This window comes from Plantibacter sp. T3 (genome assembly GCF_902506515.1).
Classification (GTDB): domain Bacteria; phylum Actinomycetota; class Actinomycetes; order Actinomycetales; family Microbacteriaceae; genus Plantibacter; species Plantibacter auratus.
Genome location: NZ_LR733286.1, coordinates 2,167,991 through 2,193,100, shown reverse-complemented (window position 1 = coordinate 2,193,100; position 25,110 = coordinate 2,167,991). Strand labels below are relative to the sequence as shown.

The 25,110-nt window shown below is 69.5% G+C and carries 26 protein-coding genes; 13 read left to right on the top strand and 13 right to left on the bottom strand.

What is annotated here, in order from left to right:
• Positions 1-65: 65 nt before the first annotated feature.
• A complete protein-coding gene (locus tag GV015_RS10520) occupies positions 66-290 on the top strand; it encodes a DUF3107 domain-containing protein (protein WP_064296179.1) in 225 nt (74 codons plus the stop codon).
• 2 nt (positions 291-292) lie between these two features.
• Complete coding sequence (locus GV015_RS10515; RefSeq protein ID WP_159878258.1) at positions 293-592, top strand: hypothetical protein; 300 nt, start codon at positions 293-295, stop codon at positions 590-592.
• A 75-nt stretch (positions 593-667) separates the two neighbouring features.
• On the opposite strand, the gene GV015_RS10510 is transcribed toward GV015_RS10515, so the two are convergent.
• Positions 668-1,387, bottom strand: coding sequence for a ferritin-like fold-containing protein (locus tag GV015_RS10510; protein WP_079705551.1), 720 nt, complete (start codon positions 1,385-1,387; stop codon positions 668-670).
• A 136-nt stretch (positions 1,388-1,523) separates the two neighbouring features.
• On the opposite strand from GV015_RS10510, the gene GV015_RS10505 reads away from it, so the two are divergent.
• The gene (locus GV015_RS10505) at positions 1,524-3,056 is read left to right on the top strand and encodes a DEAD/DEAH box helicase (protein WP_201299382.1); all 1,533 of its coding nucleotides are present in this window, start codon (positions 1,524-1,526) and stop codon (positions 3,054-3,056) included.
• Between the two features lie 237 nt (positions 3,057-3,293).
• Here GV015_RS10505 and GV015_RS10500 read toward each other — a convergent pair whose 3' ends face one another.
• A complete protein-coding gene (locus GV015_RS10500) occupies positions 3,294-4,148 on the bottom strand; it encodes a PHP domain-containing protein (protein ID WP_085510529.1) in 855 nt (284 codons plus the stop codon).
• Between the two features lie 82 nt (positions 4,149-4,230).
• On the opposite strand from GV015_RS10500, the gene GV015_RS10495 reads away from it, so the two are divergent.
• Positions 4,231-5,268, top strand: coding sequence for an endonuclease/exonuclease/phosphatase family protein (locus tag GV015_RS10495; RefSeq protein ID WP_159878256.1), 1,038 nt, complete (start codon positions 4,231-4,233; stop codon positions 5,266-5,268).
• A gap of 41 nt (positions 5,269-5,309) precedes the next feature.
• Positions 5,310-6,707: an aminopeptidase P family protein gene (locus GV015_RS10490; RefSeq protein ID WP_159878254.1), complete on the top strand. Its 1,398-nt coding sequence runs from the start codon at positions 5,310-5,312 to the stop codon at positions 6,705-6,707.
• A gap of 42 nt (positions 6,708-6,749) precedes the next feature.
• Here GV015_RS10490 and GV015_RS10485 read toward each other — a convergent pair whose 3' ends face one another.
• A complete protein-coding gene (locus GV015_RS10485) occupies positions 6,750-7,253 on the bottom strand; it encodes a general stress protein (protein ID WP_159878252.1) in 504 nt (167 codons plus the stop codon).
• A gap of 68 nt (positions 7,254-7,321) precedes the next feature.
• Here GV015_RS10485 and GV015_RS10480 point away from each other — a divergent pair, with 68 nt between their 5' ends.
• From GV015_RS10480 to GV015_RS10470, 3 genes are read left to right on the top strand one after another with little or no spacing between them, the layout of a single operon-like run.
• On the top strand, positions 7,322-8,635 hold the full coding sequence (locus GV015_RS10480) for a magnesium transporter MgtE N-terminal domain-containing protein (protein WP_079705545.1): 1,314 nt from the start codon (positions 7,322-7,324) through the stop codon (positions 8,633-8,635).
• Positions 8,613-9,155: a DUF1003 domain-containing protein gene (locus GV015_RS10475; protein ID WP_071261025.1), complete on the top strand. Its 543-nt coding sequence runs from the start codon at positions 8,613-8,615 to the stop codon at positions 9,153-9,155. The genes GV015_RS10480 and GV015_RS10475 overlap by 23 nt, the downstream gene beginning before the upstream one ends.
• Positions 9,148-10,323, top strand: coding sequence for an Mrp/NBP35 family ATP-binding protein (locus GV015_RS10470; RefSeq protein ID WP_236555399.1), 1,176 nt, complete (start codon positions 9,148-9,150; stop codon positions 10,321-10,323). The genes GV015_RS10475 and GV015_RS10470 overlap by 8 nt, the downstream gene beginning before the upstream one ends.
• Before the next feature lie 35 nt (positions 10,324-10,358).
• Here the strand turns inward: GV015_RS10470 and GV015_RS10465 are convergent, their stop codons facing one another.
• A complete protein-coding gene (locus GV015_RS10465; RefSeq protein ID WP_159878250.1) occupies positions 10,359-10,805 on the bottom strand; it encodes a Sec-independent protein translocase TatB in 447 nt (148 codons plus the stop codon).
• 71 nt (positions 10,806-10,876) lie between these two features.
• Here GV015_RS10465 and GV015_RS10460 point away from each other — a divergent pair, with 71 nt between their 5' ends.
• Complete coding sequence (locus GV015_RS10460; RefSeq protein ID WP_064296167.1) at positions 10,877-11,509, top strand: O-methyltransferase; 633 nt, start codon at positions 10,877-10,879, stop codon at positions 11,507-11,509.
• Positions 11,510-11,601: 92 nt separating this feature from the next.
• Here GV015_RS10460 and GV015_RS10455 read toward each other — a convergent pair whose 3' ends face one another.
• The 3 genes from GV015_RS10455 to dapE form a co-directional block, all read right to left on the bottom strand.
• Positions 11,602-11,775: a DUF3117 domain-containing protein gene (locus GV015_RS10455; protein WP_079002123.1), complete on the bottom strand. Its 174-nt coding sequence runs from the start codon at positions 11,773-11,775 to the stop codon at positions 11,602-11,604.
• Positions 11,776-11,878: 103 nt separating this feature from the next.
• Positions 11,879-13,102 (bottom strand): hypothetical protein, encoded by a 1,224-nt coding sequence (locus tag GV015_RS10450; protein WP_236555397.1) that lies wholly within the window; start codon positions 13,100-13,102, stop codon positions 11,879-11,881.
• Positions 13,092-14,189: a succinyl-diaminopimelate desuccinylase gene (gene dapE / locus GV015_RS10445; RefSeq protein ID WP_159878248.1), complete on the bottom strand. Its 1,098-nt coding sequence runs from the start codon at positions 14,187-14,189 to the stop codon at positions 13,092-13,094. Before dapE ends, GV015_RS10450 begins: the two co-directional genes overlap by 11 nt.
• 51 nt (positions 14,190-14,240) lie before the next feature.
• Between dapE and dapD the strand changes: the two genes are divergently transcribed.
• A complete protein-coding gene (gene dapD / locus GV015_RS10440; RefSeq protein WP_071261031.1) occupies positions 14,241-15,218 on the top strand; it encodes a 2,3,4,5-tetrahydropyridine-2,6-dicarboxylate N-succinyltransferase in 978 nt (325 codons plus the stop codon).
• A gap of 83 nt (positions 15,219-15,301) precedes the next feature.
• Here dapD and GV015_RS10435 read toward each other — a convergent pair whose 3' ends face one another.
• The 4 genes from GV015_RS10435 to GV015_RS10420 all read right to left on the bottom strand — a co-directional run bounded on the left by GV015_RS10435 (position 15,302) and on the right by GV015_RS10420 (position 18,763).
• Positions 15,302-16,561 carry a citrate synthase gene (locus GV015_RS10435; RefSeq protein ID WP_064296340.1) on the bottom strand — a complete coding sequence of 420 codons (1,260 nt, stop codon included), beginning with the start codon at positions 16,559-16,561 and terminating at the stop codon, positions 15,302-15,304.
• Positions 16,562-16,740: 179 nt separating this feature from the next.
• Entirely contained in the window at positions 16,741-17,862 is a 1,122-nt protein-coding gene (dapC, locus tag GV015_RS10430) for a succinyldiaminopimelate transaminase (RefSeq protein ID WP_159878246.1), read from the bottom strand.
• A gap of 4 nt (positions 17,863-17,866) precedes the next feature.
• Positions 17,867-18,190 carry a ferredoxin gene (gene fdxA, locus GV015_RS10425; RefSeq protein WP_079705538.1) on the bottom strand — a complete coding sequence of 108 codons (324 nt, stop codon included), beginning with the start codon at positions 18,188-18,190 and terminating at the stop codon, positions 17,867-17,869.
• A gap of 39 nt (positions 18,191-18,229) precedes the next feature.
• Positions 18,230-18,763 carry a hypothetical protein gene (locus tag GV015_RS10420; protein ID WP_159878244.1) on the bottom strand — a complete coding sequence of 178 codons (534 nt, stop codon included), beginning with the start codon at positions 18,761-18,763 and terminating at the stop codon, positions 18,230-18,232.
• A 203-nt stretch (positions 18,764-18,966) separates the two neighbouring features.
• Here GV015_RS10420 and efeU point away from each other — a divergent pair, with 203 nt between their 5' ends.
• From efeU to efeB, 3 genes are all read left to right on the top strand, one after another.
• A complete protein-coding gene (efeU, locus tag GV015_RS10415) occupies positions 18,967-19,815 on the top strand; it encodes an iron uptake transporter permease EfeU (RefSeq protein WP_124769014.1) in 849 nt (282 codons plus the stop codon).
• A 54-nt stretch (positions 19,816-19,869) separates the two neighbouring features.
• Positions 19,870-21,081 (top strand): iron uptake system protein EfeO, encoded by a 1,212-nt coding sequence (efeO, locus tag GV015_RS10410; protein WP_124769013.1) that lies wholly within the window; start codon positions 19,870-19,872, stop codon positions 21,079-21,081.
• Positions 21,082-21,194: 113 nt separating this feature from the next.
• Positions 21,195-22,592, top strand: coding sequence for an iron uptake transporter deferrochelatase/peroxidase subunit (gene efeB / locus GV015_RS10405; protein ID WP_159878242.1), 1,398 nt, complete (start codon positions 21,195-21,197; stop codon positions 22,590-22,592).
• Between the two features lie 77 nt (positions 22,593-22,669).
• On the opposite strand, the gene GV015_RS10400 is transcribed toward efeB, so the two are convergent.
• Together GV015_RS10400 and typA are read right to left on the bottom strand one after the other, a co-directional pair.
• Entirely contained in the window at positions 22,670-23,101 is a 432-nt protein-coding gene (locus tag GV015_RS10400) for a hypothetical protein (RefSeq protein WP_124769011.1), read from the bottom strand.
• A gap of 70 nt (positions 23,102-23,171) precedes the next feature.
• Positions 23,172-25,079 (bottom strand): translational GTPase TypA, encoded by a 1,908-nt coding sequence (gene typA, locus GV015_RS10395; RefSeq protein WP_056007297.1) that lies wholly within the window; start codon positions 25,077-25,079, stop codon positions 23,172-23,174.
• Positions 25,080-25,110 lie beyond the last annotated feature (31 nt).

Genomic DNA, 25,110 nt, shown 5'->3' with positions numbered 1-25,110 from the left:
ACCCGCGCCGGTCGGAGGACCACGACTCCCGTAGTCTTGCCCTACGCAACCGAAAGGCACTCAAGGTGGAAATTCGCATCGGAATCCTCAACAGCCCTCGCGAGATCGGCTTCGAGACCTCGCAGCCGGCGTCGGAGATCGAGCAGGCGGTCAAGACCGCGCTCGAGACGGACGCCAAGCTGCTCGCGCTCAAGGACGACAAGGGCACCAGCTACCTCATCCCGACCGCGGGCATCGGCTACGTCGAGCTCGGAACCGAGGAGTCCCGCCGCATCGGATTCGTCGGCTGACCATGGAACTCCTCTTCGTCGTGCTCGGCGGTGCCATCCTCGGTCTCGCCGTCCGATACCTCCTGCCCGGCCGCGACCAGCACGGGGCCGCGCTCATCCCGGCGGTCGCGACGCTCGTCGCCGCCGTCGTCTGGGTCGCGGCGACGTGGGCCGGCATGGCGTGGGACGGCGGCTGGATCTGGGTGCTCGCCTTAAGCGCGTCCGTCGTCGTGAGTGTGGTGGTCGACCTCGTACTCGTCCGCGTCCGCACTTCGTCGGACGAGGCGATGCTGACCCGCTTGCAGCAGGGCGTCGCCGCCTGACCCGAGGCGCTCGATCGATCGACGCCGTCGCTCCACCCGGAGCGGCGGCGTCGTCGTGTCGGAGGAGACGACCGGTCAGGCCGTGAGCCCGAGCGCGTCCATCCGTCTGGTGTGGTTCGCGATGAGCTCCGTGTAGACCGGTTCGACCCGGGCGTCGTCCGGCAGCGCCTTGCTCTCGGTCACGAGGGCGGACCTGGCGACGAGCATGGTGTCGCCGAGCAACCGACGGCCCCACATCGCGAGCGTCGAAGCGCGCTCGGGATGCGTTGCGATCACCCGGTGCAGGATCCCGACGAGCGGGTCCTCCTCCGGACCGGGGGCGACGATCGCAGCCAGGTCGCGGGCGTCCGCCCCGTCCAGGCCGCGCGCGAGCTGCGCGAAGAACTCGTCGAGGAAGCCCCGCGCCACGAGGACGCCCAGCAGGAGTTCGTCCCAGGTGCCGGTGCGCAGGATCGCCTGGAACTCGTCTCGCGTGCGTGCGTAGGGTTCGAGCACGGCGCCCGGGTCGTCGCTCGTCCGGCGGAGCCAGGCGAGTAGCGCCTGGTGTTTGCGCAGCGCCGTGGCGGCGGCCTCGGCGACCGTCTCCCGATCGGCGTCGTTCGGAGCGTGCTCGACCGCGAACGACAGCGTCATGAAGAACCCGAGCTGCAGTTGCGCCACCTGACCGAGGTAGTCGGCGGTGCTGGGCGCGAGCTCGTGGAGGTCGACGCGGGTCGCCTGGACGGCGTCCTCCCGCGAGCGCAGACGAGGCGTCTGGGTGCCGGGACGCCGACGTCGTGCAAACCAACGAGCCATGCGACCACCCTATCCGCAGCGCGCCGATCGCCGTGTTCCGCGCGCCCAGCGGCCTCTCGGGACGTCCCGGGTAGAATAGCCGTGCCCCGGCGTCGGATCGGGGCCCTACACCTGTGTGCAATTGAAGGTGTAGACCATGACTGCACTGACAGGTATCTCCGTGACTTTCTCTGATCTCGGTGTCGACCAGGACATCGTCGACGCCCTCACGACCAAGGGCATCATCGAACCATTCCCCATCCAGGAGCAGACGATCCCCCTCGGGCTCGCCGGCCAGGACATCATCGGCCAGGCCAAGACGGGCACGGGCAAGACCTTCGGGTTCGGCATCCCGATCGTCCAGCGCCTCGGCCTCGACCCGGCTCCCGGCGTCAAGACCCTCGTGGTCGTCCCGACCCGTGAGCTCGCCGTCCAGGTGTCCGAGGACATCGAGATCCTCATCTCGAACCGGTCGACGACGCTCGTCTCCATCTACGGCGGCAAGGCCTACGAGGGTCAGATCGAGCAGCTGAAGGCTGGCGCCCAGATCGTCGTCGGCACGCCCGGCCGTCTCATCGACCTCAACAACCAGCGCCTCCTCGATCTCTCGGGCATCACCGAGATGGTGCTCGACGAGGCCGACAAGATGCTCGACCTCGGCTTCCTCGCCGACATCGAGAAGCTCTTCTCGAAGACCCCCGCCGCGCGTCACACGATGCTGTTCTCAGCGACCATGCCCGGTCCGATCGTGGCCCTGGCCCGCCGCTTCATGAGCAAGCCGATCCACATCCGGGCGAGCGACCCCGACGAGGGGCTCACGCAGGCCAACATCAAGCACCTCATCTACCGCGCGCACTCGCTCGACAAGGACGAGGTGATCTCGCGCATCCTGCAGGCCGAGGGTCGCGGCAAGACCGTGATCTTCACGCGGACCAAGCGTGCCGCCGCGAAGCTCGTCGAGGAACTGACCGACCGCGGGTTCAACGCCGCGGCGGTGCACGGCGACCTGAACCAGGAGCAGCGCGAGCGGGCGATGGCGTCGTTCAAGGCCGGCAAGCGCGACGTCCTGATCGCCACCGATGTCGCCGCTCGTGGCATCGACGTCGACGACGTCACCCACGTCATCAACCACACGATCCCCGAGGACGAGAAGACGTACCTCCACCGCGTCGGCCGTACCGGTCGCGCCGGGAAGACGGGTATCGCCGTCACGTTCGTCGACTGGGACGACCTCCACAAGTGGGCGCTCATCAACCGCGCCCTCGAGTTCGGTCAGCCGGAACCGACGGAGACTTACTCCTCGAGCCCGCACCTGTTCACCGACCTCGGGATCGCGGAGGGCACGAAGGGCCGGCTGAAGCCCGCCAAGGCCGTCGAGCCCGCCCCGCGGCGCGAGGGTTCGCGGAGCGCAGGCGGACGCGACGGTTCGCGGACCGGCGGCGGTCGCGGTGGTGAGCGCGGCGGACGCGGAGGCGACCGCTCGCAGCCGACCAGCACCCGGCTCGAGTCCCAGCCGAGCACCCGCGCCCACTCGCGGACGCACGACGCCGCCTCGACCGACACCGTCGACCGCAGCGCGCCCGCAGCAGGCACCCACGACGGCCACGGTCCGGAGCACCGCGACGGCAACAGCGCTCCCCGCCGTCGGAGCCGGACGCGCCGCACCGCTCCCCCGGCTCCCACGGCGTAGGTCCGCCACGCAGAACGCCCGCACCCTTCCGGATGCGGGCGTTCTGCATGTCGCGAGCGCTGCGCTCGACCCGGTTGGTGACCGAAGGATGCCGGTCCCTGAGCCTGTCGAAGGGTGCTCCGACCGGCGGCCCCTCACATCCGCTGCGCCCCCGTGGGCACTTCGACAAGCTCAGTGACCGGGAGAAGTACACCCGGTCCCTGAGCGCGTCGAAGGGCACTCCGGACGCGCCGCAGATCAGTCAGGCAGGACGGGTGCCGAGCCGGTGGCCTCGGCCACGATGCGCCGGACCACGTCGATGTCCGTGGTGTTCTCGCCGAGGCGGTTCGGCTTACCGGTCCCGTGATAGTCGCTCGAACCGGTCGCGACGAGGCCCAGCTCGGAGGCGATACGCCGCACGACGACCTTCCCCTCCTCGGTGTTCTCGCGGTGCTCGATCTCGAGCCCGAACAGGCCCGCGTCAGCGAGTTCGCGGAAGTACGGCTCGGGCAGCATCCGGTCGCGGCCGGCCGGGACCGGGTGGGCGATCACGGGGACGCCACCGGCGGCGCGGACGAGCTTGACCGCGGTGAGCGGGTCGGGCGCGTAGTGCGGCGCGTAGTAGCCGGTGCGCGGATGCAGGATGCCGTCGAAGGCTTCGCCACGGTCGGCCACGATCCCGAGGGCGACCAGGGCGTCGGCGATGTGGGGCCGTCCGACGGTCGCGCCTTCGCGGGTCTGCGCGAGGACGTCCGCCCAGGACAGCGGGTAGTCTCCACCGATGCGTGCCACGATGCCTTCGGCCCGCCGGAGCCGGGACTCCCGGATCTTCGCGGTCTCCTGGAGCAGGTCGCCGTTCAACGGATCGATGAGGTACGCGAGCAGGTGCACGCTCCGCCATTCGTAGCGGGTGCTCAGTTCCATTCCGGGGAGCAGCGTGATGCCCTGGCGGCGCGACTCGACGGCCGCCTCGGCCCAACCGGCGGTGGAGTCGTGGTCGGTGAGGGCGATCGTGCCGAGCCCCGCGGCACCGGCAGCGCGCATCAGCTGCGTCGGCGTCTCCGTGCCGTCCGAGACGCTCGAGTGCGTGTGCAGATCGGCGGGGCCGTGCATGTCTCGAGCGCTCACCACGCTTCCACCCTAGTCGCAGGTCCTGCCCCGAGGACTCCCAGACCGCTCGCCTACGCTGACGCGGGTGCTGAAGACCGTCGGTGGCGTCATCGCGGCCGTGCTCGCGATCGCGACCACGGCCCTGCTCGTCGTCGCCGTCCTCCCCGGGCTGTTCGGTCTCGAGCAGGCCCAGGTCGTCGTCCAACTGAGCGCGTTCCGCCTCCTCGTGGCGATCGCCGCCGCGGGCGGCGCACTGCTCTGCCTCGTGACGGCGATCCTCGTCCGGGGGTCCCGCCGCGTGCTCCCCGCCATCCTGGCGGTCGTCCTCGCCGCGGTCTCGGTCACCGGCGCCGTCGTCACGGCCAACCGCGGAATCGACGACCAGATGGTCGCCGGAGAGGCGACCGACCTCGCGGATCAGGTCACGGTCCTCGCCTGGAACACCCTCGGCGATGCCGTCGACCCCGGGACGATCGCGGCGATCGCGGTGCGTGAGGGCGCCGACGTCGTCTCCCTGCCGGAGACCTCGTCCGACACCGCGGCGGTCGTCGCCGCCGCGATGACCGCCGCCGGACGGCCGATGGTCGCGCATTCGACCGACGCCGACGCAGGAGGGACGAGCCTCCTCATCAGCACCGGACTCGGCGAGTACGCGGTCCGTGCACCGACGGCGACCGGCCCGACCGCCATCGAGCGCTCGGAGACCCTCATCGCCGATCCGGTCCTCGGACGCGGACCGACCCTCGTCGCCGTCCACACCACGGCCCCACTGCCGAGTCGGCTCGACGACTGGCGCGCGGAACTCGCCGATCTCGCCGGCCGCTGCACCGACGACGCGGACGTGATCATGGCCGGTGACTTCAACGCGACGCTCGACCACCTCGCCGGGTTGCGCGGCGTCGGCGATCTCGGCGCGTGCCACGACGCCGCCGCAGCCGACGCGGCAGCCGGGCTCGGTACCTGGCCGACCGAGCTCCCGGCGGTCCTCGGCGCACCGATCGACCACGTCATGGCGACACCGGGATGGGTCACGGTGTCGGCTCACGTCCTGACCGACGTCGACGGCACGGGCAGCGATCACCGACCCGTGGTCGCGACGCTGCTCCCCCGCACGGCGAGCTGAGCGTCGGGCGCCTGTCGCGACCGCAGTGCGACAATGGAGGTATGGCGACTTCCGCAGACACATCCAGTTCGAACACCGTCCAGACCGAGGCGACCTCCAACCGGGCGGCCGCCTGGTCCGAGGGTTTCCGTGCTTTCATCGGCACCGGGTGGGCAGACCGCCCCGAGGTCCTGCCGGAGCCGCGGGAGACCGCCGGCCTCGCGGCGGCTCGTCGTGAACGCCTCTCGGCCCAGTTCCCCGGTCAGCGTCTCGTCCTCCCCGCGGGCGGGATGAAGCAGCGGTCGAACGACACCGACTACCTGTACCGGGCGCACTCCGCCTTCTCGTACTACACCGGCTGGGCGGCCGACACCGAGCCCGACAGCGTTCTCGTGCTCGATCCCGAGGAGTCCGGCCACACCGCGACCCTGTACTTCCGCGAGCGAGCGGGCCGCGACACCGACGAGTTCTACACGAACGCCGCGATCGGCGAGTTCTGGATCGGTGCGCGTCCGTCGCTCGCCCAGGTGGCCGCCGACCTCGCGGTCGCGACCGCCGACCTCTCGGCGTTCACGGCCGATGGCGCCGACCTCACGGTCGACGTCGACGACGACCTGACACGCGCCGTGTCCGAGATGCGCCTCGTGAAGGACGCCTACGAGATCGCGCAGATGCGTCTCGCCGTCGACGCGACCGCGCGCGGCTTCGACGACGTCGTCGCCGAACTCCCGAAGGTCCTCGCGCACAAGCGCGGCGAGCGCATCGTCGAGGGCGTCTTCGCCGGGCGGGCTCGCGCCGACGGGAATGGCGTCGGGTACGAGACCATCGCCGCCGCCGGACCGCACGCCTGCATCCTCCACTGGACGCGCAACGACGGACGGGTCGTCCCGGGCGACCTCATCCTCATCGACGCCGGCGTCGAGCTCGACAGCTACTACACCGCCGACATCACCCGCACGATCCCGGTGTCCGGCACGTTCACCGAGGTCCAGCGCCGGGTCTACGAGGCCGTCCGTGAGGCGGCCGACGAGGCCTTCGCCATTGTCCGCCCCGGCATCCGGTTCCGCGAGGTGCACGCGGCCGCGATGGCGGTCATCGCACGCAAGACCGCCGAGTGGGGCCTGCTCCCCGTCACCGCCGAGGAAGCGCTCCTGAAGGAGAACGAGCAGCACCGGCGGTACATGGTGCACGGGACGAGCCACCACCTCGGCACCGACGTGCACGACTGCGCCCAGGCACGTCGCGAGATGTACGCCGACGCCGTGATCGAGCCCGGCATGGTCTTCACCATCGAGCCCGGCCTCTACTTCCAGGTCGACGACCTCACGGTCCCCGAGGAGTACCGCGGCATCGGCGTCCGGATCGAGGACGACATCCTCGTCACCGAGGACGGCGCGGAGAACCTGTCGGCCGGCATCCCGCGCACCGCGGACGAGGTCGAGGCCTGGCTCGCGCGCTGAGCCCGTCCGCCGGGCGACGGCTCGGAGCCTGACGCGGCTGGATCAGCCCGCTTCGGTCTCCGGGCCGCGCTCCAGGAGGTTGCGTGCGCGGTTCGCGAGCTCACCGCCGACGATGAGGTCGTAGCGCGTCGCCACGACGAGCGTGGCCGAGGTGTACTCCTGCCGCTTGCGGGTCACCGAGTACGACACGATGCCGAACAGCATGCCGAACGCGGCACCCATGAGCACCGCGGCTCCGAGCAGCATGAGGTTCGTCTCGGGATTGAAGATGACGAGGACGAGCCCGAGGAACAGTCCCAGCCAGGCACCGCTGACCGCACCGGCTCCCGCAGCACGGCCGTAGCTGAGGCGACCGGTGACGCGTTCGACGCTCTTGAGATCACTGCCGACGATCGAGATCTCCTTGACCGGGAAATCGGTGTGGGCGAGCGACGAGATCGCGGCCTGCGCGGACTCGTAACTCTCGTAGCTGGCCACCGTCTCGCCTCGCGGGATGACGCCGAGCGCCGGGGCGCCCTTCCGGCCGAACTGTCGCGGATCACTCATGCCTCCATCCTCTCACCCCGCCCCGAGCGGGCACTCCAGGCCGACCACCGGCGGGTAGGTTAGTAGTCGTGAGTGCAACCAGAGTGTTCGTCGCCAGGCTCGCCGGGTGCACCGTCTTCGACCCCGCGGGCGATCGTGTCGGCAAGGTCAGGGACGTGCTCGTCGTCTACCGCACCGGCAAACCCCCGCGGGTCGTCGGCCTCATCGTCGAGATCCCCGGGAAACGCCGTGTGTTCGTGTCGATCGGCCGCGTGACGAGCATCGGCGCCGGGCAGATCATCACCACGGGACTCATCAACGTCCGCCGGTTCGAGCAGCGCGGTGGCGAAGTGCGCGTGATCGCCGAACTCTTCGGCCGACGCGTCGTCTTCCGCGCCACCGGTGAGGAGGCGACGATCGAGGACGTCGCCATCGAGGAGCAGGGCCCCGGCGAGTGGCAGGTGTCGCAGCTGTTCGTCCGCCGCCCGAAGACCACCGCCTCCCCCTTCGTGAAGGGCCCGACGACCTTCGCCACCTGGAACGAGCTGCGCGAGGAGCAGGAGCTCGGCGAGGCCCAGTCCGCCGAGCAGCTCATCGCGACCTACGCCGACCTGAAACCGGCCGACCTCGCGAACACGCTCCTCGACCTCCCGCGCGACCGGATGATCGAGGTCGCGGAGGAGCTGTCTGACGACCGCCTCGCGGACGTGCTCGAGGAGATGCCCGAGACGGACCAGGTCCAGATCCTCGCCCAGCTCGACGACGACCGCGCAGCCGACGTCCTCGATCAGATGCAGCCGGACGACGCGGCCGACCTCATCGCCCAGCTCCCCGAGGACCGCGGTGAGCACCTCCTCGAGCTCATGGAGCCGGAGGAGGCGGAGGACGTCCGCATGCTCCTCCGGTTCGACCCGGAGACCGCGGGTGGCCTCATGACGACCGAGCCGATCATCCTCTCCGCCGACGCCACCGTCGCGGAGGCCCTCGCGTCGATCCGACGCTCCGAGCTGGCACCGGCGCTGGCCGCCGGCGTCTGCATCACCCTGCCGCCGTACGAGTCACCGACGGGACGCTTCCTCGGGATGGTGCACTTCCAGCGCATGCTCCGCTACCCGCCGCACGAGCGCCTCGGGACCCTGCTCGATCAGAGCCTCGATCCGGTGGGCGTCCGGACCTCCGCCGCCGAGGTCTCGCGGATCCTCGCGAGCTACAACCTCGTCCAGGTACCCGTCGTCGACGAACAGCACCGGCTCCTGGGGGTCGTGACGATCGACGACGTCCTCGACTACCTGCTCCCGGACGACTGGCGCAGCATCGACGAGAACGATGAACTCCCGGCGTCGGAACAGCGGCTCGGATCGAACGGAAGGAGGGCAGGTCGTGGCACGAGCTCCCCGCAATGAGGTCCGGCTCGACGCTCCGAAGGGGCTTCGGAGTTCCGTACGTTCCATCCGCCGCGCCCCGGCCTCGCGCGACCGCTTCGGCCGGTTCACCGAGTGGATCGCCCGGGCGATGGGCACGCCGTGGTTCCTCCTCGGCCTCACCCTCTTCGTCATCCTGTGGATCGCCTGGAACACCTACGGTCCACTCGCCCTCCGGTTCGACTCCGTCGACATCGGCTTCGTGGCCCTGACCCTCGTGCTGTCGCTCCAGGCCTCGTACGCCGCTCCGCTCATCCTGCTCGCCCAGAACCGCCAGGACGACCGCGACCGCGTGCAGATCGAGCAGGACCGGCAGCGGTCCGAACGCAACCTCGCCGACACCGAGTACCTCGCCCGTGAGGTCGTCGCGCTGCGACTGGCCCTCAAGGACATGGCGTCGAAGGACTTCATCCGCGCCGAACTGCGCTCCCTCCTCGAGGAACTCGATCGGGATCGCACGGACCAGCCCGAACACGACGGGCCCGAGCGCCGGCGTGGCTGACACCGGCGCGGCTGACACCGGCCTCGTCGAGCGGATCAGGACCGCGCTCGCCCGAGTCATCGACCCGGAGATCCGCAAACCGATCACCGAACTCGACATGGTCGGCCCGATCACGGTGGACGACACCGGTGCCGCCGACGTCACCATCAAGCTCACGATCGTCGGCTGCCCGGCAGCGGCGAGCATCGAGCGCGACGTGCGTGAGGCCACCGCGGCGACCCCCGGGGTGACGAGCGTCGCGGTCGACGTCCAGGTGATGACGACGGCGGAGCGTCAGGCACTCACGGAGCGCCTGCGTGGCGGCCGCAGCGCCCGCGGCATCCCGTTCGGCCCGGACTCACTGACCCGCGTGTACGCCGTCACAAGCGGCAAGGGCGGTGTCGGGAAGTCGACGGTGACCGCGAACCTGGCCGTCGCACTCGCCGCCAGCGGCCTGCGGGTCGGCCTGGTCGACGCGGACGTCCACGGGTTCTCCATCCCGGGGCTCCTCGGACTGGTCGAGAACGGCTTGGCCGTCAAACCGACGCAGGTCGGCGACATGATCCTGCCGCCCGTCGCCCACGGTGTGAAGGTCGTCTCGATCGGCATGTTCATCGACGCACCGACGGACGGCACCACCGCCGTCGCCGTCGCCTGGCGCGGACCGATGCTCCACCGCACCATCCAGCAGTTCCTGACCGACGTGTTCTTCGGCGACCTCGACGTGCTGCTCCTCGACCTCCCGCCCGGCACCGGGGACGTCGCCATCTCCATCGGCCAGCTGCTCCCCCACGCCGAGGTGCTCGTCGTCACGACACCGCAGCCGGCCGCCGCCGAGGTGGCCGAGCGCAGCGGCGTGGTGGCGCGCCAGACCGGGCAGCGCGTCCACGGCGTCATCGAGAACATGGCGGGTCTCCCCCAGCCCGACGGCAGCGTCCTGCAGCTGTTCGGCTCAGGGGGTGGCGAGGCGCTCGCGGCGCGGCTGTCGATCGGCCAGGACGCCCCGGTACCGCTCCTCGCCTCGGTCCCGCTCAGCGTTCCGCTTCGGGAGGGCGGGGACGCCGGGCTGCCGATCGTCCTCTCGGATCCGACGGATCCCGCGGCTGCCGAGATCCTCCGGCTGGCCGGTCAGCTCGCTGCGAGACCTCGTGGCCTCGCCGGTCGTCGTCTCGGCGTCAGCACGAGCTGAGCCGTCCGGGTCGGACGTGTGCGACCGAAGCGGACTCAGGTGGCTTCGAGGTCGAACGGGGGCGCGGCGGTCTCTCCGGCGGCGAGTCGGCGCAGGCGCTCGTCGGTCGCCGCCTGGATCGACTTCGGCTTCTCGAGCGATGGGACGGCTGCAGCGGCGGCCGCGGCAGCGGGAGCGGGAGCCGCGTCGAGCGGAGCGGTCGTCGCGACCGTCGGCGTCACCGGAGGCTCGTCGTCGAGGAGCGCCTCGCGGATGATGCGTCTCGGATCGTACTGACGCGGGTCGAGCTTCTTCCAGTCGACCTCGTCGAACTCCGGTCCCATCTCCTCGCGCATCCGGTCCTTGGCGCCGGAGGCGAGGTCGCGGAGGGTGCGGACGAGTCGCGCCAGTTGCGAGGCGTAGTACGGCAGCCGTTCCGGACCCAGCAGGAACACGGCGATGACCCCGATGATGAGGAGTTTGTCGAAGGTCAGACCGAACACGACATCAGACTACCGCGCGAGCCTCAGCTGTCGGAGCAGTTGCAGGCCATACGCTGGGATCCGGAGGCAAGGTGTCAGAACACAATCTCAACTGGAAGTACGCGGGCGACGTCGTCGTCGAGAGCGCGGCGATGCTCACGGCGCGCGCTCACGCGCACGAACTGGGCGTCGAACCGATCTCCCCGGCGATCGGCGCGCAGATCGCGGTGGTGGCCGCGGCCACCCGCGCGGAGTCCATCGTCGAGGTGGGCACCGGCACCGGCGTCTCCGGGCTCTGGCTGCTCCGCGGCGCCACGAGCGCGGTGCTGACGTCCATCGACACCGAGATCGTGCACCAGCAGCAGGCACGCGCGGCGTTCACGGAGGCCGGCATCACGACCAACCGCATCCGCCTCATCACCGGCAGCGCGCTCGACGTCCTGCCGCGGATGAACGAGAACTCCTACGACCTCGTCCTCGTCGACGGCGACCCGGGATCGGTCATCGAGTACGTCGAGCACGGACTCCGTCTGGTGCGTCCCGGTGGCACCGTGCTCGTCCCGCACGCGCTCTGGCGAGGCCGCGTGGCCGATCCGGCTCAGCGGGACGAGACCACAGGACTCTTCCGCTCGCTCGTCCAGGAGATCTCCGCGTCCGACGCGGTCGTCAGCGCCCTGTCCCCCGCCGGCGACGGCCTCCTGCAGATCACCAAACCGAACCTCTGAGCCCTCCGTACAACGACGAACCGGCCGCCATCCTGACTCTGAGAGCAGGGATGACGGCCGGTTCTCGGCTCATGCGGCGTCGGTGACGGGGATCAGCCCGCGCTCACCACACCCGCGAGTGCATCATGCAGTTCTTGAGCCTCTGCGTCGTTGACCGACACGACGAGACGCCCTCCCCCTTCAAGAGGCACTCGCACGATGATGAGCCGACCCTCCTTCACGGCCTCCATTGGCCCGTCTCCGGTGCGTGGCTTCATTGCGGCCATGCGAGTCCCCTCTCGTTATTCGACTGACCCCCATTATCTCGTATCACGGGGGCTCGTGATAATCCTGAGCGCGGCGAGGCGCAGGATGACGCCGGATCCGCACTCAGGGAATGGTCCAATACGCGTTCGCGAGGCCGTACATGACGAAGATCCAACACCATTGCAACGCCAGCGAGACGATGACGACGCCACCGCGGTACCAGCGGTTCCGTGGGACGGCGACTGCACCGAGGAGCGGGAAGACCGGCACGAGCAGCCGGAAGACACTCGTCTGCGGGAAGAACACCGCGAAGAGGTAGAGGAGGTAGGACCCCACCCACAACCGGAGGTCGGCACCGAGCCGGCGCACCGGCGGGAGGAACAGGAGTACGACGGAGCCGACGAAGATCGCGGCGACGACGGCGATGCCCGGACCATCCCCGAACCAGAACTGGCCGCCCTGGATCCAGGCGGAGAACGGGACGAGGGGCTGCTCCCCGATGAAGGCGGCCCGCCACGCCAGCTCCGTCTCGAGATAGGCCTCCGGCGTCCCGGTGACGAGACCGGCGATGACCATCCACGCGAATCCGGCGAGGGCAGCGAGGGCCCCGCCCGCGAGGATGAGGACGACCTCCCGGCGCGCGAGCGGGTCGCGGTGTCGCGTGACGATACGCACGATGAGATGGAGGCCCAGCAGGAAAGAGAAGGCCAGGACTCCGGGGCGGGTGAACGCCATGACCGGGATGACGGCGAGGAGCCAGCCGTACCGGCGCGTCACGAGCAGGAGCAGTGCGAGCGTCAGCAGCAGCAGGAACATCGATTCCGCGTAGGCGACCTGGAACAGGGCGCTGAGCGGGGCGATGCAGAACAGCACGACGGCGAACATCGCCCGTTCATCGCCGAGGCGGGTGCGCAGGAGCCGGTGGAACAGCAGGGCCGCCCCCAAGCCGCAGCACAGCGAGACGATGACGGCCATGACCGGCCACGGCAGGAAGGTGACGACCGAGAGCGCCTTCACGACCCCCGGATAGACCGGCATGAACGCCCACGCGTTCTCCGCGACGCGGCCGGCGTCGTCGAGCGGCAGCTGGGTCGGGTAGCCGTACGTCGCGATCCACCAGTACCACTGTCCGTCCCAGCCGGCGGCGAGCGTGCCGAGCGAGGGGAACGCGCCGAACCGGGAGTCCGGCGCCTGCAGCAGACTCGCGACCGCGAACATCGCGGTCGTCACCAGGCGGGACAGCACGTACACGATGGTGATCCGCCCCCACCAGGGCAGGCGGGCCCAGCGCCGGAGCATCGACGGCCGCTCCTCGACCTCGGTCGAGTGGGCCGCGTCAGCGACCATCGGGCCCGGTCAGCCAGGCGCGGAGCCCGCGCTCACAGTCCTCGATGTGCGCGAGCGGGACGCGCTCGTCGTCGGCATGGGCGAGGAGCGGGTCACCCGGTCCGTAGTTGACGGCGGGGACGCCGAGTGCGGAGAAGCGTGCGACGTCCGTCCAGCCGTACTTCGGGGCCGGTGTGCCGCCGACCGCGGCCAGGAAGTCCTGGGCGATCGGCGCGTCGAGCCCGGGACGAGCGCCCTCCGCGACGTCCGTCTGCACGACCTCGAAGCCGGAGAAGAGCTCCTCGAGGTGGGCGAGCGCCTCGGCACCCGTCCGGCTCGGAGCGAAGCGGTAGTTCACCTCGATGGTGACCAAGTCCGGGATCACGTTCCCGGCGACGCCGCCGGTGATCCCGACCGCGTTTACGCCCTCCCGGTAGACGAGCCCGTCGACCTCGACCTCCCGTGGCGTGTACGAGGCGAGCGTCGCGAGGACCGGTGAGATCGCGTGGATCGCGTTGACGCCGACCCAGCTCCTGGCCGCATGCGAGCGCTTGCCGTGGGCGCTCACGTGGACGCGGAGCGTTCCGTTGCAGCCACCCTCGACGCCGGCGTTGCTCGGCTCGCCGAGGATCGCGAAGTCACCGACGAAGAGGTCGGGACGGTTCCGCGCGAGACGCCCGAGGCCGTTGAGGTCGGATGCGACCTCCTCGTTGTCGTACCACATCCAGGTGATGTCGACGATGGGATCGGTGAGCTCGGCCGCGAGCTTCAGCTGGACCGCGACGCCGCCCTTCATGTCGACCGTCCCTCGGCCCCAGAGCACCGGCTCGCCGTCGCGCTCCTCGAACCGGGTCGGGACGTTTCCGTTGATCGGGACGGTGTCGATGTGGCCGGCGATGATGACCCGCTGTGCACGTCCGAGCGAAGTGGAAGCGACCACCGTGTCGCCGTCGCGCACGATCGTCAGGTGCTCGAGACCCTCGAGCGACGCCTCGATCGCGTCGGCGATGCGGGCTTCATCCCCCGAGACGGAGGCGATGTCGCACAGCTGCTGGGTGAGTTCCACCGAGGAGACGGACAGGTCGAGTACGGGGACTTCGGCTGGCATGGCACCAGTGTATTGGCCGTCGACCTGAGTGTTGGCCGGTACCCTGGAGCCATGACCGCTGCGCCTGCCGAGACCCCTGTTCCGACTCACGCCTGGGGCTCCGGCCTCGCGACCATCGCCGCCGACGGCACCGTGCTCGACACCTGGTTCCCCGAGCCCTCGCTCGGACGGATCCCCGAGGGCCGCGACCGCTGGATCGCCCCCGCAGACCTCGAGGCCCTCGCGACCGACGACGAGCGCCGGGCCGTCCGCATCGACATCGTCACGGTCGAGATCGAGCTGCAGGCCGCTCCGCAGAGCACCCCCGACGCCTACCTGCGGCTGCACCTGCTCAGCCACCTGCTCGTCCAGCCGAACACGATCTCGCTCGACGGTGTCTTCGCGCACCTCCCCATCGTCGTCTGGACCAACGCCGGCCCCGTCCACCCCGCGGACTTCGACCGCCTCCGACCGTCGCTCCTCCGCGCCGGTATCCACGCGACCGGCATCGATAAGTTCCCGAGACTCCTCGACTACGTGACGCCCGACAAGGTCCGGATCGCCGACGCCTCGCGCGTCCGGCTCGGCGCCCACCTGGCACCGGGCACCACCGTCATGCACGAGGGCTTCGTCAACTTCAACGCCGGGACCCTCGGCGCGTCGATGGTCGAAGGACGCATCTCGCAGGGCGTCGTCGTCGGTGACGGCAGCGACATCGGGGGTGGTGCGTCGATCATGGGGACGCTCTCCGGCGGCGGGACGCAGCGGGTGGCGATCGGTCAGCGCGCCCTCCTCGGCGCCAACTCCGGCATCGGCATCTCGATCGGCGACGACTCGGTGGTCGAGGCGGGTCTCTACGTGACCGCGGGCACCAAGGTCGTCCTCGCGGGTGCTGCGGCCACGGCCGAAGGCGCGCCGCGTACGGTCAAGGCGGTCGAGCTGTCGGGTGTCCCGAACCTCCTGTTCCGTCGGAACTCGCTCACTGGTGCCGTCGAGGTGCTCCCCCGCTCGGGCTCGGGCGTCGAGCTGAACGCGGCACTGCACGCCTGACCCGGCCTCCCGGGACGCAGAACGGCCCCGCATCCGAGGTGGATGCGGGGCCGTCCTGTGCGCCGCCGACGCGCGCGACGGGACTAGCGCGTCGGGAAGGGACGCTCGGGCGAACCCGTGTACAGCTGCTGCGGGCGCCCGATCTTGGTCTGCGGGTCGAGGTTCATCTCACGCCAGTGGGCGATCCACCCGGGCAGGCGTCCGATGGCGAAGAGCACCGTGAACATCCGCGTCGGGAAGCCCATCGCCTTGTAGATGACGCCGGTGTAGAAGTCGACGTTCGGGTAGAGCTTGCGCTCCTTGAAGTAGTCGTCCTCCAGGGCGATCTGCTCGAGCTCCTGAGCCAGGTCGAGCAGCGGGTCGTTGATGCCGAGCGCCCGGAGCACCTCGCCGGCGCTCTCCTTGACGAGCTTGGCGCGCGGGTCGTAGTTCTTGTAGACGCGGTGCCCGAAGCCCATGAGCTTCACGCCGTCTTCCTTGTTCTTCACGCGGTCGACGAAGCGCTGCACGCCCTCGCCGGACTCCTGGATCCGGCCGAGCATCTGCAGGACAGCTTCGTTCGCGCCACCGTGCAGCGGACCCGACAGGGCGTTGATACCGGCGGACACGGAAGCGTAGAGGTTCGCTCCGGTGGAGCCGACGAGGCGGACCGTGGAGGTCGAGGCGTTCTGCTCGTGGTCCTCGTGCAGGATGAGCAGGAGGTCGAGCGCCTTCGACAGGACGGGATCGATCTCGTACGGCTCGGCGAGGTTGCCGAAGTTCAGCTTGAGGAAGTTGTCGACGAAGCTCAGCGAGTTGTCGGGGTAGAGGAACGCCTGCCCGACCGACTTCTTGTGCGCGTAGGCGGCGATCACCGGGAGCTTCGCGAGCATCCGGACCGTCGTGAGTTCGACGTGGTCGGGATCGTGCGGATTGGCGTCCGACTCGTAGTAGGTCGACATGGCCTGCAGGGCGCTCGACAGGACGGCCATCGGGTGCGCCGTGTGCGGGAGCGCCGAGAAGAACCGCTTGAGGTCCTCGTGGAGGAGCGTGTGGCGCCGGATCTTCTCGTCGAAGCCGCCGAGTTCGTCGGCCGTCGGGAGTTCACCGTGGATGAGTAGCCAGGCGACCTCGAGGAAGGTCGACTGCTTGGCGAGCTGCTCGATCGGGTAGCCGCGGTAGCGCAGGATGCCCTGGTCGCCGTCGATGTACGTGATCGCCGACTTGGTCGCCGCAGTGTTGACGAACCCGTAGTCGAGCGTGGTCAGGCCGGTCTGCCGCGTGAGCGAGGAGATGTCGATACTCGACGCGCCCTGGGCTGACTGGTGGATCGGGAACTCGGCCGTTCCGCCGGGGTAGTTCAGGGTGACCTGCTGCGTCTCGGTGGAAGCCTGTTTCTCGACGTCGCCCACGGCGCCTCCTCATATCTTTGTGCGATAGGGACTCGACATCGCCCTCCGATACGACGGCGTGTCACATACAGCCTAATCGGCTTCGGACCCTACTGCTGTTTCCCACAGTGATCGGGCGACTTCCTTGGAGTTCACCCCGAAATCGGGCGGAGTCCCCGAAGTCTGGCCGCGGCGGCCGCGATGCGCTCGTCGGTGGCGGTCAGGGAGAGCCGCACGTGTTGCGGTCCGGCCTCCCCGTAGAACACCCCTGGACCCGCCAGGACACCGATCGACGCCAGGCGGTCGATACTCACCCAGGCGTCCTGGCCTTCGGTGATCCACAGGTACAGTCCCGCCTCGCTGCGGTCGACCCGGAACCCGGCCTCACGGACGGCCGGGAGCAGCACCTCGCGTCGGGCGCGGTAGCGGGCCTTCTGCTCCGCCACGTGGGCGTCGTCGCCGAGCGCCGCGACCATGGCGGCCTGCAGCGGGGCCGGCAGCATGAGACCCGCGTGCTTCCGGACGGTGACCAGCCGACGCACCAGGCGCTCGTCGCCCGCGAGGAACGCGGCACGGTATCCGGCCAGGTTGGACTGCTTGCTCAGGGAGTAGATCGCGAGGACACCCTCGGTGTCGCCGTCGGTCACGCGGGGATCGAGCACGGACGGGGTCGGGGTGTCGGACCACTCCCCCTCCCAGCCGAGTTCCGCGTAGCATTCATCGCCCACGAGGACGGCGCCGAGTTCGCGGGCTCTGGCTCGGGCTGCGCGCAGCTCGTCGACCGACAGGACACGACCGTCGGGGTTGCCGGGGGAATTCAGCCAGACCAGCCGGGTGCTCTCCGGCCATTCGGACGGATCGTCGGAGGCGAACGCCTCGGCTCCCGCGATCGCCGCGCCGACCGCGTACGTCGGATAGGCGGCCACCGGGTGGACCACGGTGTCGCCGGCGCCCAGGCCGAGGAGGAAGGCGAGCAGCGCGACGAGTTCCTTCGAGCCGATCGTCGGGAGGACGGCGTCGAGGCTGAGCCCCTCGACACCACGACGGCGCGCGAACCAGTCGACGATCGCCTGCCGGAGTTCGGGCGTCCCGACCGTGGTCGGGTACGCATGTGCGTCCGTGGACGCCCGGAGCGCATCCCGGATGAGGCCGGGAGTCGGATCGACCGGCGAACCGATCGAGAGGTCGACGATGCCGTCGGGGTGGCGACGGGCCTGCTCCGCATACGGGACCATGAGGTCCCAGGGGTAGTCGGGCAGCGGCTGCAGTGCCACGCGACTACTCGTGGGCTTGTGGCGGCAGCGCGGCGATGAGCGGGTGGTCCGAGGGGATCACGCCGACCTTCGCGGCCCCACCCGGGGAACCGATCTCGTCGAAGAACTCGACATTGGCCTTGTAGTAGTCCGCCCACTCCTCGGGAAGGTCGTCCTCGTAGTAGATGGCCTCCACCGGGCAGACCGGCTCGCACGCACCGCAGTCGACGCATTCGTCGGGGTGGATGTAGAGCGACCGTTCACCCTCGTAGATGCAGTCGACGGGGCATTCGTCGATGCAGGCGCGGTCCTTCACATCGACGCACGGCAGGGCGATCACGTAGGTCACGGGCGGGTGGCTCCCTTCACGAGCACTGAGTTGTCCAGTCTACGCCTGCGGCGAGACGGGGAACGGTTCGGGCGCCGGTCCCGCGGGACGGTCGTCGCGCGTGCGGGCGCGCTCCGGGAGCTTCGGCCACGCGACGACGAGGACGGCGATGAGACCGGGCGCGATGGTCCAGACGAGGCCCGAGACGCTCTGCGGGATGAGGACGGAGCCGCCGGTGCTCTCGAGCAGCAGGATCCCGATCATGAGGATGACCCCGAGGGCCGCTGCCGACGCTGCGAGCCGGTCCCCCAGGACGATGCGGAGTCCGACCAGGAGCATGGCCACGCCGAGGATCCCGAGCACCAGTCCGACCGGGAGGGCGACACCAAGTACGGAGGGCGCCCAGGCGTGCGCGACCGTGCCGATGGCGCCGTACGCCAGACCGACGAGGAACGCGAGGACGATCCCGATCACCCGCGACGCCGTGGACTGCTCGTGCGGTGCGTCCTGCTGCGGCGGTGTCGGCGGGAACCAGCGGTCGTCGCCGACCGTGCGGCCGTCTGGGAGGCTGGGGTCGGGGGCCGGATCGGTCATCCGCCGATTGTATCTGGACAGCCTCAGCATCAGGCGCTATGGTCGACGTCGGATAAGGTTAGCCTTACCCAACCGCGTTCCGAAGTCGCAGCGCCCCGCCCGGACCACGGTCCCCGCCCGGCGCGCCCTCGGATGCATCCCCACCCCGCAGACGACGGCCTCCCCTGGGCGACCGCCTGCTCGACGCCCGAAAGTCCGGTCACGTGCTCGCGAACTACCTCATCGGCCTCCGCGAAGGCCTCGAAGCAGGCCTCATCGTCGGCATCCTCGTCGCCTACCTGAACAAGCTCGGCCGCCGCGACGTCCTCCCCCGGTTGTGGCTCGGCGTCGCCGTCGCGATCGTCGTCTCGCTCGGTGTCGGTGCCATCCTCACCTGGGGACCGTACGGGCTGAGCTTCCAGGCGCAGGAGATCCTCGGCGGCGGACTCTCCATCCTGGCCGTCGGGCTCGTCACCTGGATGATCTTCTGGATGGGGCGCAACGCCCGAGAGCTCAAGCACGACCTCGAGTCACGACTCGACGCCGCCGTCGCCGGATCGGCGATCGGCATCGTCGTCCTCGGCTTCATCAGCGTCGGCCGCGAGGGCATCGAGACCGCCCTCTTCATCTGGGCGAGCGTCAACTCCGGTGAGAGCGCCGTCGTCGGCTCGATCGGCGCGCTCCTCGGCATCCTCACCTCCGTCGTCATCGCGTATCTCATCTACCGCGGATTCGTCCGGATCAACCTCGGCACCTTCTTCACGTGGACGGGGCTCTTCCTCGTCGTCGTGGCTGCCGGCGTCCTCGCCTACGGCGTCGGCGACCTCCAGGAAGCGGGCGTCATCCCCGGCTGGGGGCAGGCCGCGTTCAACCTGAGCGCGATCATCCCTCCGACGAGCTGGTACGGCACCGTCCTCGGCGGACTCTTCAACTTCACCCCTGCCCCGACCTGGGCGCAGTTCGGTGCGTGGCTGCTGTACCTGATCGTCACGCTCGTCTGCTTCATCCGGGTCTCGGGTCTCGGCCGTCGGCGCCCGACCTCGGTCACGAAACCGGTCACGACGAACGCCTGACCGGTCCCCGCCCCACCACGAACCAAGCACCAGCACCTTCCGACAGGAGTCTCCATGCAGCACCGCATCATCGCCGGCCTCGCCGGCGCGGGCGTCCTCGCCCTCGCCCTCACGGGATGCGTCCCGAACAAGACGGGAAGCGACGCACTCACCGTCGCCATCACCGACGACTCGTGCTCGGTGTCCGTCGCGAAGGCGACGGCCGGCGCCGTGACGTTCTCGATCACCAACAACGGCACCGACGTCAACGAGTTCGAGATCCTCGCCTCGGACAAGCTGCGCATCGTCGGCGAGAAGGAGAACGTGACGCCGGGCCAGACGGTGTCCTACGTCGCTCAGCTGAACCCCGGCACGTACTACACGGCCTGCAAGTTCCAGCTCGTCGGGGCTCCCGTCGGCCTCGCCGAGTTCACCGTCACCGGTGAGAACGCGGCCGTCTCGAAGGATGAGCAGGCGCTCACCGACCAGGCCGTGACGAACTACGTCGCGTACATCAAGTCGCAGGTGGCCGAACTCGTGCCGCAGGTGAAGGCCTTCACCGACGCGTACGCCGCCGGCGACGATGAGACCGCCCGTCAGCTCTTCGCGACGACGCGCGTCTCGTACGAACGCATCGAGCCGACGGCCGAGGCGTTCGGCGACCTCGACCCGAAGATCGACTACCGCGAGGTCGACGCCGTGGCTGAAGGACTCGACTGGACCGGCTTCCACCGGATCGAGAAGGACCTCTGGCCGCCGGCAGCCGACGCGCTGAACTCCGACGGCACGAGCGCGCTGACGGACTGGACGCCGTCGACGCCGGAACAGCGTCAGCAGTTCGCCACCGGACTCGTCGACGACGTGCAGCAGCTGTTCGACCTCGTCTCCGAGAAGGACTTCACCGTGAGCCTCGGCGACATCTCGAACGGTGCCATCGGTCTCCTCGACGAGGTCGCCGTCGGCAAGATCTCCGGCGAGGAGGACTGGTGGTCCCACACCGACCTCTACGACTTCGCGGCCAACGTGCAGGGAGCCGAGGTCGCGTTCGGCAACGTCAAGGACATCGCCGCGAGCAAGGGTGACGCGGGCACGAAGCTCGTCGGCCAGATCGAGACCGAGTTCACGGCGCTGCAGGACCTGCTCGCGAAGTACGGCAGCCTCGACAGCGGCTTCGTGAGCTACGACACCGTCACCGAGGAGCAGCGCAAGGAGCTCTCCGACCAGGTGAACGCCCTCGCCGAGCCGCTGTCGCAGCTCACCCACACGGTGCTCGGCGTCGCCGAGTAGCACCGAACGGATCCACCGCCGCCTCCGCGGCGCGCCGGGCCGGAACCGCTCAGAGCATTCTGGGGGTTCCGGCCCTGCGGCCTTCCAGCCATCCCTGAATAGCATGAGGTCCGATGACCGAGCACACTCCCCCCACGACTCCTGCAACCGAGGCAGGGTCCACGCCCACCGCGTCTGGACCCGAGGCAGGATCGACGCCCACCGCGCCTGAACCCGGCGCCGCGTCCGCACCACCGAACGACGCCCCGCGGCGCGGGCTGTCGCGCCGCGCGCTGTTCGGCCTCGCCGGAGCGGGCGCCGCAGGGCTGGCGGCCGGAGCCGGGGCGACCGCGGCCATCACCGCCGCCGTCAGCGCCTCGGCGAGTGCCGCGGGCGTCACGACGGTCTACCCGTTCAACGGGGCCCACCAGAGCGGGATCACGACGCCGGCGCAGGACCGCCTGCACTTCGCCGCGTACGACGTGTCGGCTGGGACCACCCGGGAGGAGCTCATCGAGTTGCTCCAGGACTGGAGTGTCGCCGCGGCGCGCATGACGCAGGGGAAGGAGGTCGCCGACGGCGGTGCCGTCGACGGCTCCCCGCTCGCTCCCCCGGTCGACACCGGAGAAGCGCTCGGACTGCCCGCCAGCGGGCTCACGATCACCTTCGGGTTCGGACCCACGCTCTTCACCGCCGAGGACGGCACGGACCGGTTCGGCATCGCCGACCGGCGCCCGGGCGAGTTGGAGAAGCTCCCCCGCTTCACGGGCGACAACCTCCAGGCGGGCCTCACCGGCGGCGACCTCTGCATCCAGGCGTGCGCCGACGACCCGCAGGTCGCCGTGCACGCGATCCGCAATCTGAGCCGCATCGCGTTCGGACGCGCCTCCATCCGCTGGTCGCAGCTCGGCTTCGGTCGTACCTCCTCGACCTCCACCAGCCAGGTCACCCCGCGCAACCTGTTCGGCTTCAAAGACGGCACCGCGAACGTCAAGTCCGAGGAGACCAAGACGGTCGAGGAGCAGGTCTGGGTTCAGGACGGAGACAGCGCCGCCTGGCTGAGCGGTGGTTCCTACCTCGTGGTCCGGAAGATCCGCATGATCATCGAGACCTGGGACCGCGCGCAGCTCCAGGAGCAGGAGCGCGTCATCGGTCGGAGCAAGGGCGAGGGCGCACCGCTGTCGGGCGGTAAGGAGTTCACTGAGCCCGACTTCGACGCGGTCGGCGCAACGGATCAGCCGCTCATCGACAAGCACTCGCACGTGCGCCTGGCGCACCCGACCCAGCTCAAGGGCACGAAGCTCCTGCGACGCGGATACAACTTCGTCGACGGCAACGACGACCTCGGGCGATTGAACGCCGGACTGTTCTTCATGTCGTACCAGCGATCGCCGAAGCAGTTCATCGACGTGCAGCGCGCGCTGGCCACCGATGCGCTCAACGAGTACATCAAGCACGTCGGGTCGGCGATCTTCGCGGTGCCGCCGGGCGCGAGCAAGGACGGCTGGGTCGGCGAGACGCTCTTCGCGTAGGACCGCCCCCGGTCACTGAGCTTGTCGAAGTGCGGTCACTGAGCCCTCCCTGACCGGTCACTGAGCCTGTCGAAGTGCTACTTGACCGTCACCGTGTAGAGGATGCTGTCCGCCGAGGCGACGAGCTTCACGTCGTAGGCCGTCGTCGACAGCGTCACGATCGAACCGTCGCCGTTCGCGATCTCCCCGTCGATCGTGAAGCCCGCCGCGACGAGCGCGTCCTTGGCTGCGGTGGCGGCGTCGGTCGCCTGCACCGTCACGACGAAGGTGTCCTTGCCGTCGACCGTGCCACGTCCGCCGTTGACCGTGCCGTCGACCACCGGGACCGCGTCGACGGGGTATCCGTCCGGCAGCCCCTCGTCGAGGTTCACGTCGAAGTCGCCACCGGTGGCGTCGCGGATGCCCTGCTCGACGGAGTCCTTGACGGTGGACTCGATGACGCTGCACCCGGCGAGCGTCGGAGCGAGGACGAGGGCGGCCAGCAGGGCGAGGGAGGCGGGTCGGCGCATGCGATCAGCTTAACGACCCGATGCCCGGTCTTCCTGAGAGGACCGGGCATCGGGTTGGAGCGGTTACTGCCTACTCGGACTGCTTCTTGAGACGCGAGTAGCTGCGCTGGCGGGCCTGAGCGTCGAGCTCGACCTTGCGGATGCGCACGTGCTCGGGCGTGACCTCGACGCACTCGTCCTCGCGGGCGAACTCGAGGCTCTCCTCGAGCGTGAGGACGCGCGGCGGCGTCATCGACTCGAAGTTGTCGGCCGAAGACTGACGCATGTTGGTCAGCTTCTTCTCCTTGGTGATGTTGACGTCCATGTCGTCGTTGCGCGAGTTCTCGCCGATGACCATGCCCTCGTAGACCTCTTCGGTCGGCTGCACGAAGAACGACATGCGTTCCTGCAGCGCGATGATCGCGAAGGGCGTGACCACACCGGAGCGGTCGGCGACGATCGAACCGTTGTTGCGCGTCGTGATCGCGCCGGCCCACTCGCCGTATCCGTGTGCCAACGCGTTGGCGATACCCGTACCGCGCGTGGCGGTGAGGAACTCGGACCGGAAGCCGATGAGACCGCGCGACGGGACGATGAACTCCATGCGGACCCAGCCGGTGCCGTGGTTCGCCATGTTCTCCATGCGGCCCTTGCGAGCGGCGAGGAGCTGCGTGATCGCGCCGAGGTGCTCCTCGGGAGCGTCGATGGTGAGGTGCTCGTACGGCTCGTGGACCTTGCCGTCGATACGCTTCGTGACCACCTGCGGCTTGCCGACGGTGAGCTCGTAGCCTTCGCGACGCATCTGCTCGACGAGGATGGCGAGCGCAAGCTCTCCACGGCCCTGGACCTCCCACGCGTCGGGTCGACCGATGTCGAGGACCTTGAGCGAGACGTTACCGATGAGCTCGCGGTCGAGGCGGTCCTTGACCATGCGCGCGGTGAGCTTGTGGCCCTTGACCTTGCCCATGAGCGGCGAGGTGTTGGTACCGATGGTCATCGAGATGGCCGGGTCGTCGACCGTGATGGCCGGCAGCGCGCGGACGTCCTCGGGGTCGGCCAGGGTGTCGCCGATCATGATGTCGGCGAAACCGGCGACGGCGACGATGTCGCCGGGGCCGGCGCTCTCGGCCGGGTAGCGGTCGAGGGCCTTCGTGATCATGAGCTCGGTGACGCGGACGTTGTGGACGTCGCCGTCGTGGCGGACCCACGCGACCGTCTGGCCCTTCTTCAGCGTGCCGTTGAAGATGCGCAGGAGCGCGAGACGACCGAGGAACGGCGAGGCGTCGAGGTTCGTGACGTGCGCCTGGAGCGGGTGCTCGTCGTCGTACTGCGGAGCCGGGATGTGCTCGAGGATGGCTGCGAACAGCGGCTCGAGGTCTTCACTGTCGGGCAGTTCGCCGTTGGCGGGCTTGTTGGACGACGCGCGGCCGGCCTTACCGGAGGCGTAGACGACCGGGACGTCGAGGACGGCGTCGAGGTCGAGGTCGGGGACGTCGTCGACCATGTCGCTGGCGAGACCGATGAGGAGGTCCTGGCTCTCGACGACGACCTCGTCGATGCGTGCGTCGGGGCGGTCGGTCTTGTTGACCAGGAGGATGACCGGCAGCTTGGCCTCGAGCGCCTTGCGGAGCACGAAGCGGGTCTGCGGCAGGGGGCCCTCGGACGCGTCGACGAGGAGGACGACGCCGTCGACCATGGACAGGCCGCGCTCGACCTCTCCACCGAAGTCGGCGTGGCCCGGGGTGTCGATGACGTTGATCGTGATCGGGCCGTCGGTGGCGTGTTCGCCCTTGTACGAGATCGCCGTGTTCTTGGCGAGGATGGTGATGCCCTTTTCGCGCTCGAGCTCATTCGAGTCCATGGCGCGTTCTTCGAGGTGGGCGTGTTCGGCGAAAGAGTTGGTCTGTCGCAGCATGGCGTCGACGAGGGTCGTCTTGCCGTGGTCAACGTGGGCCACGATCGCGACATTGCGCAGATCGGAACGAGTGGCGAGCGCCATAAAAGGGTGGCTTCCTTCAAGTGGATGGGAT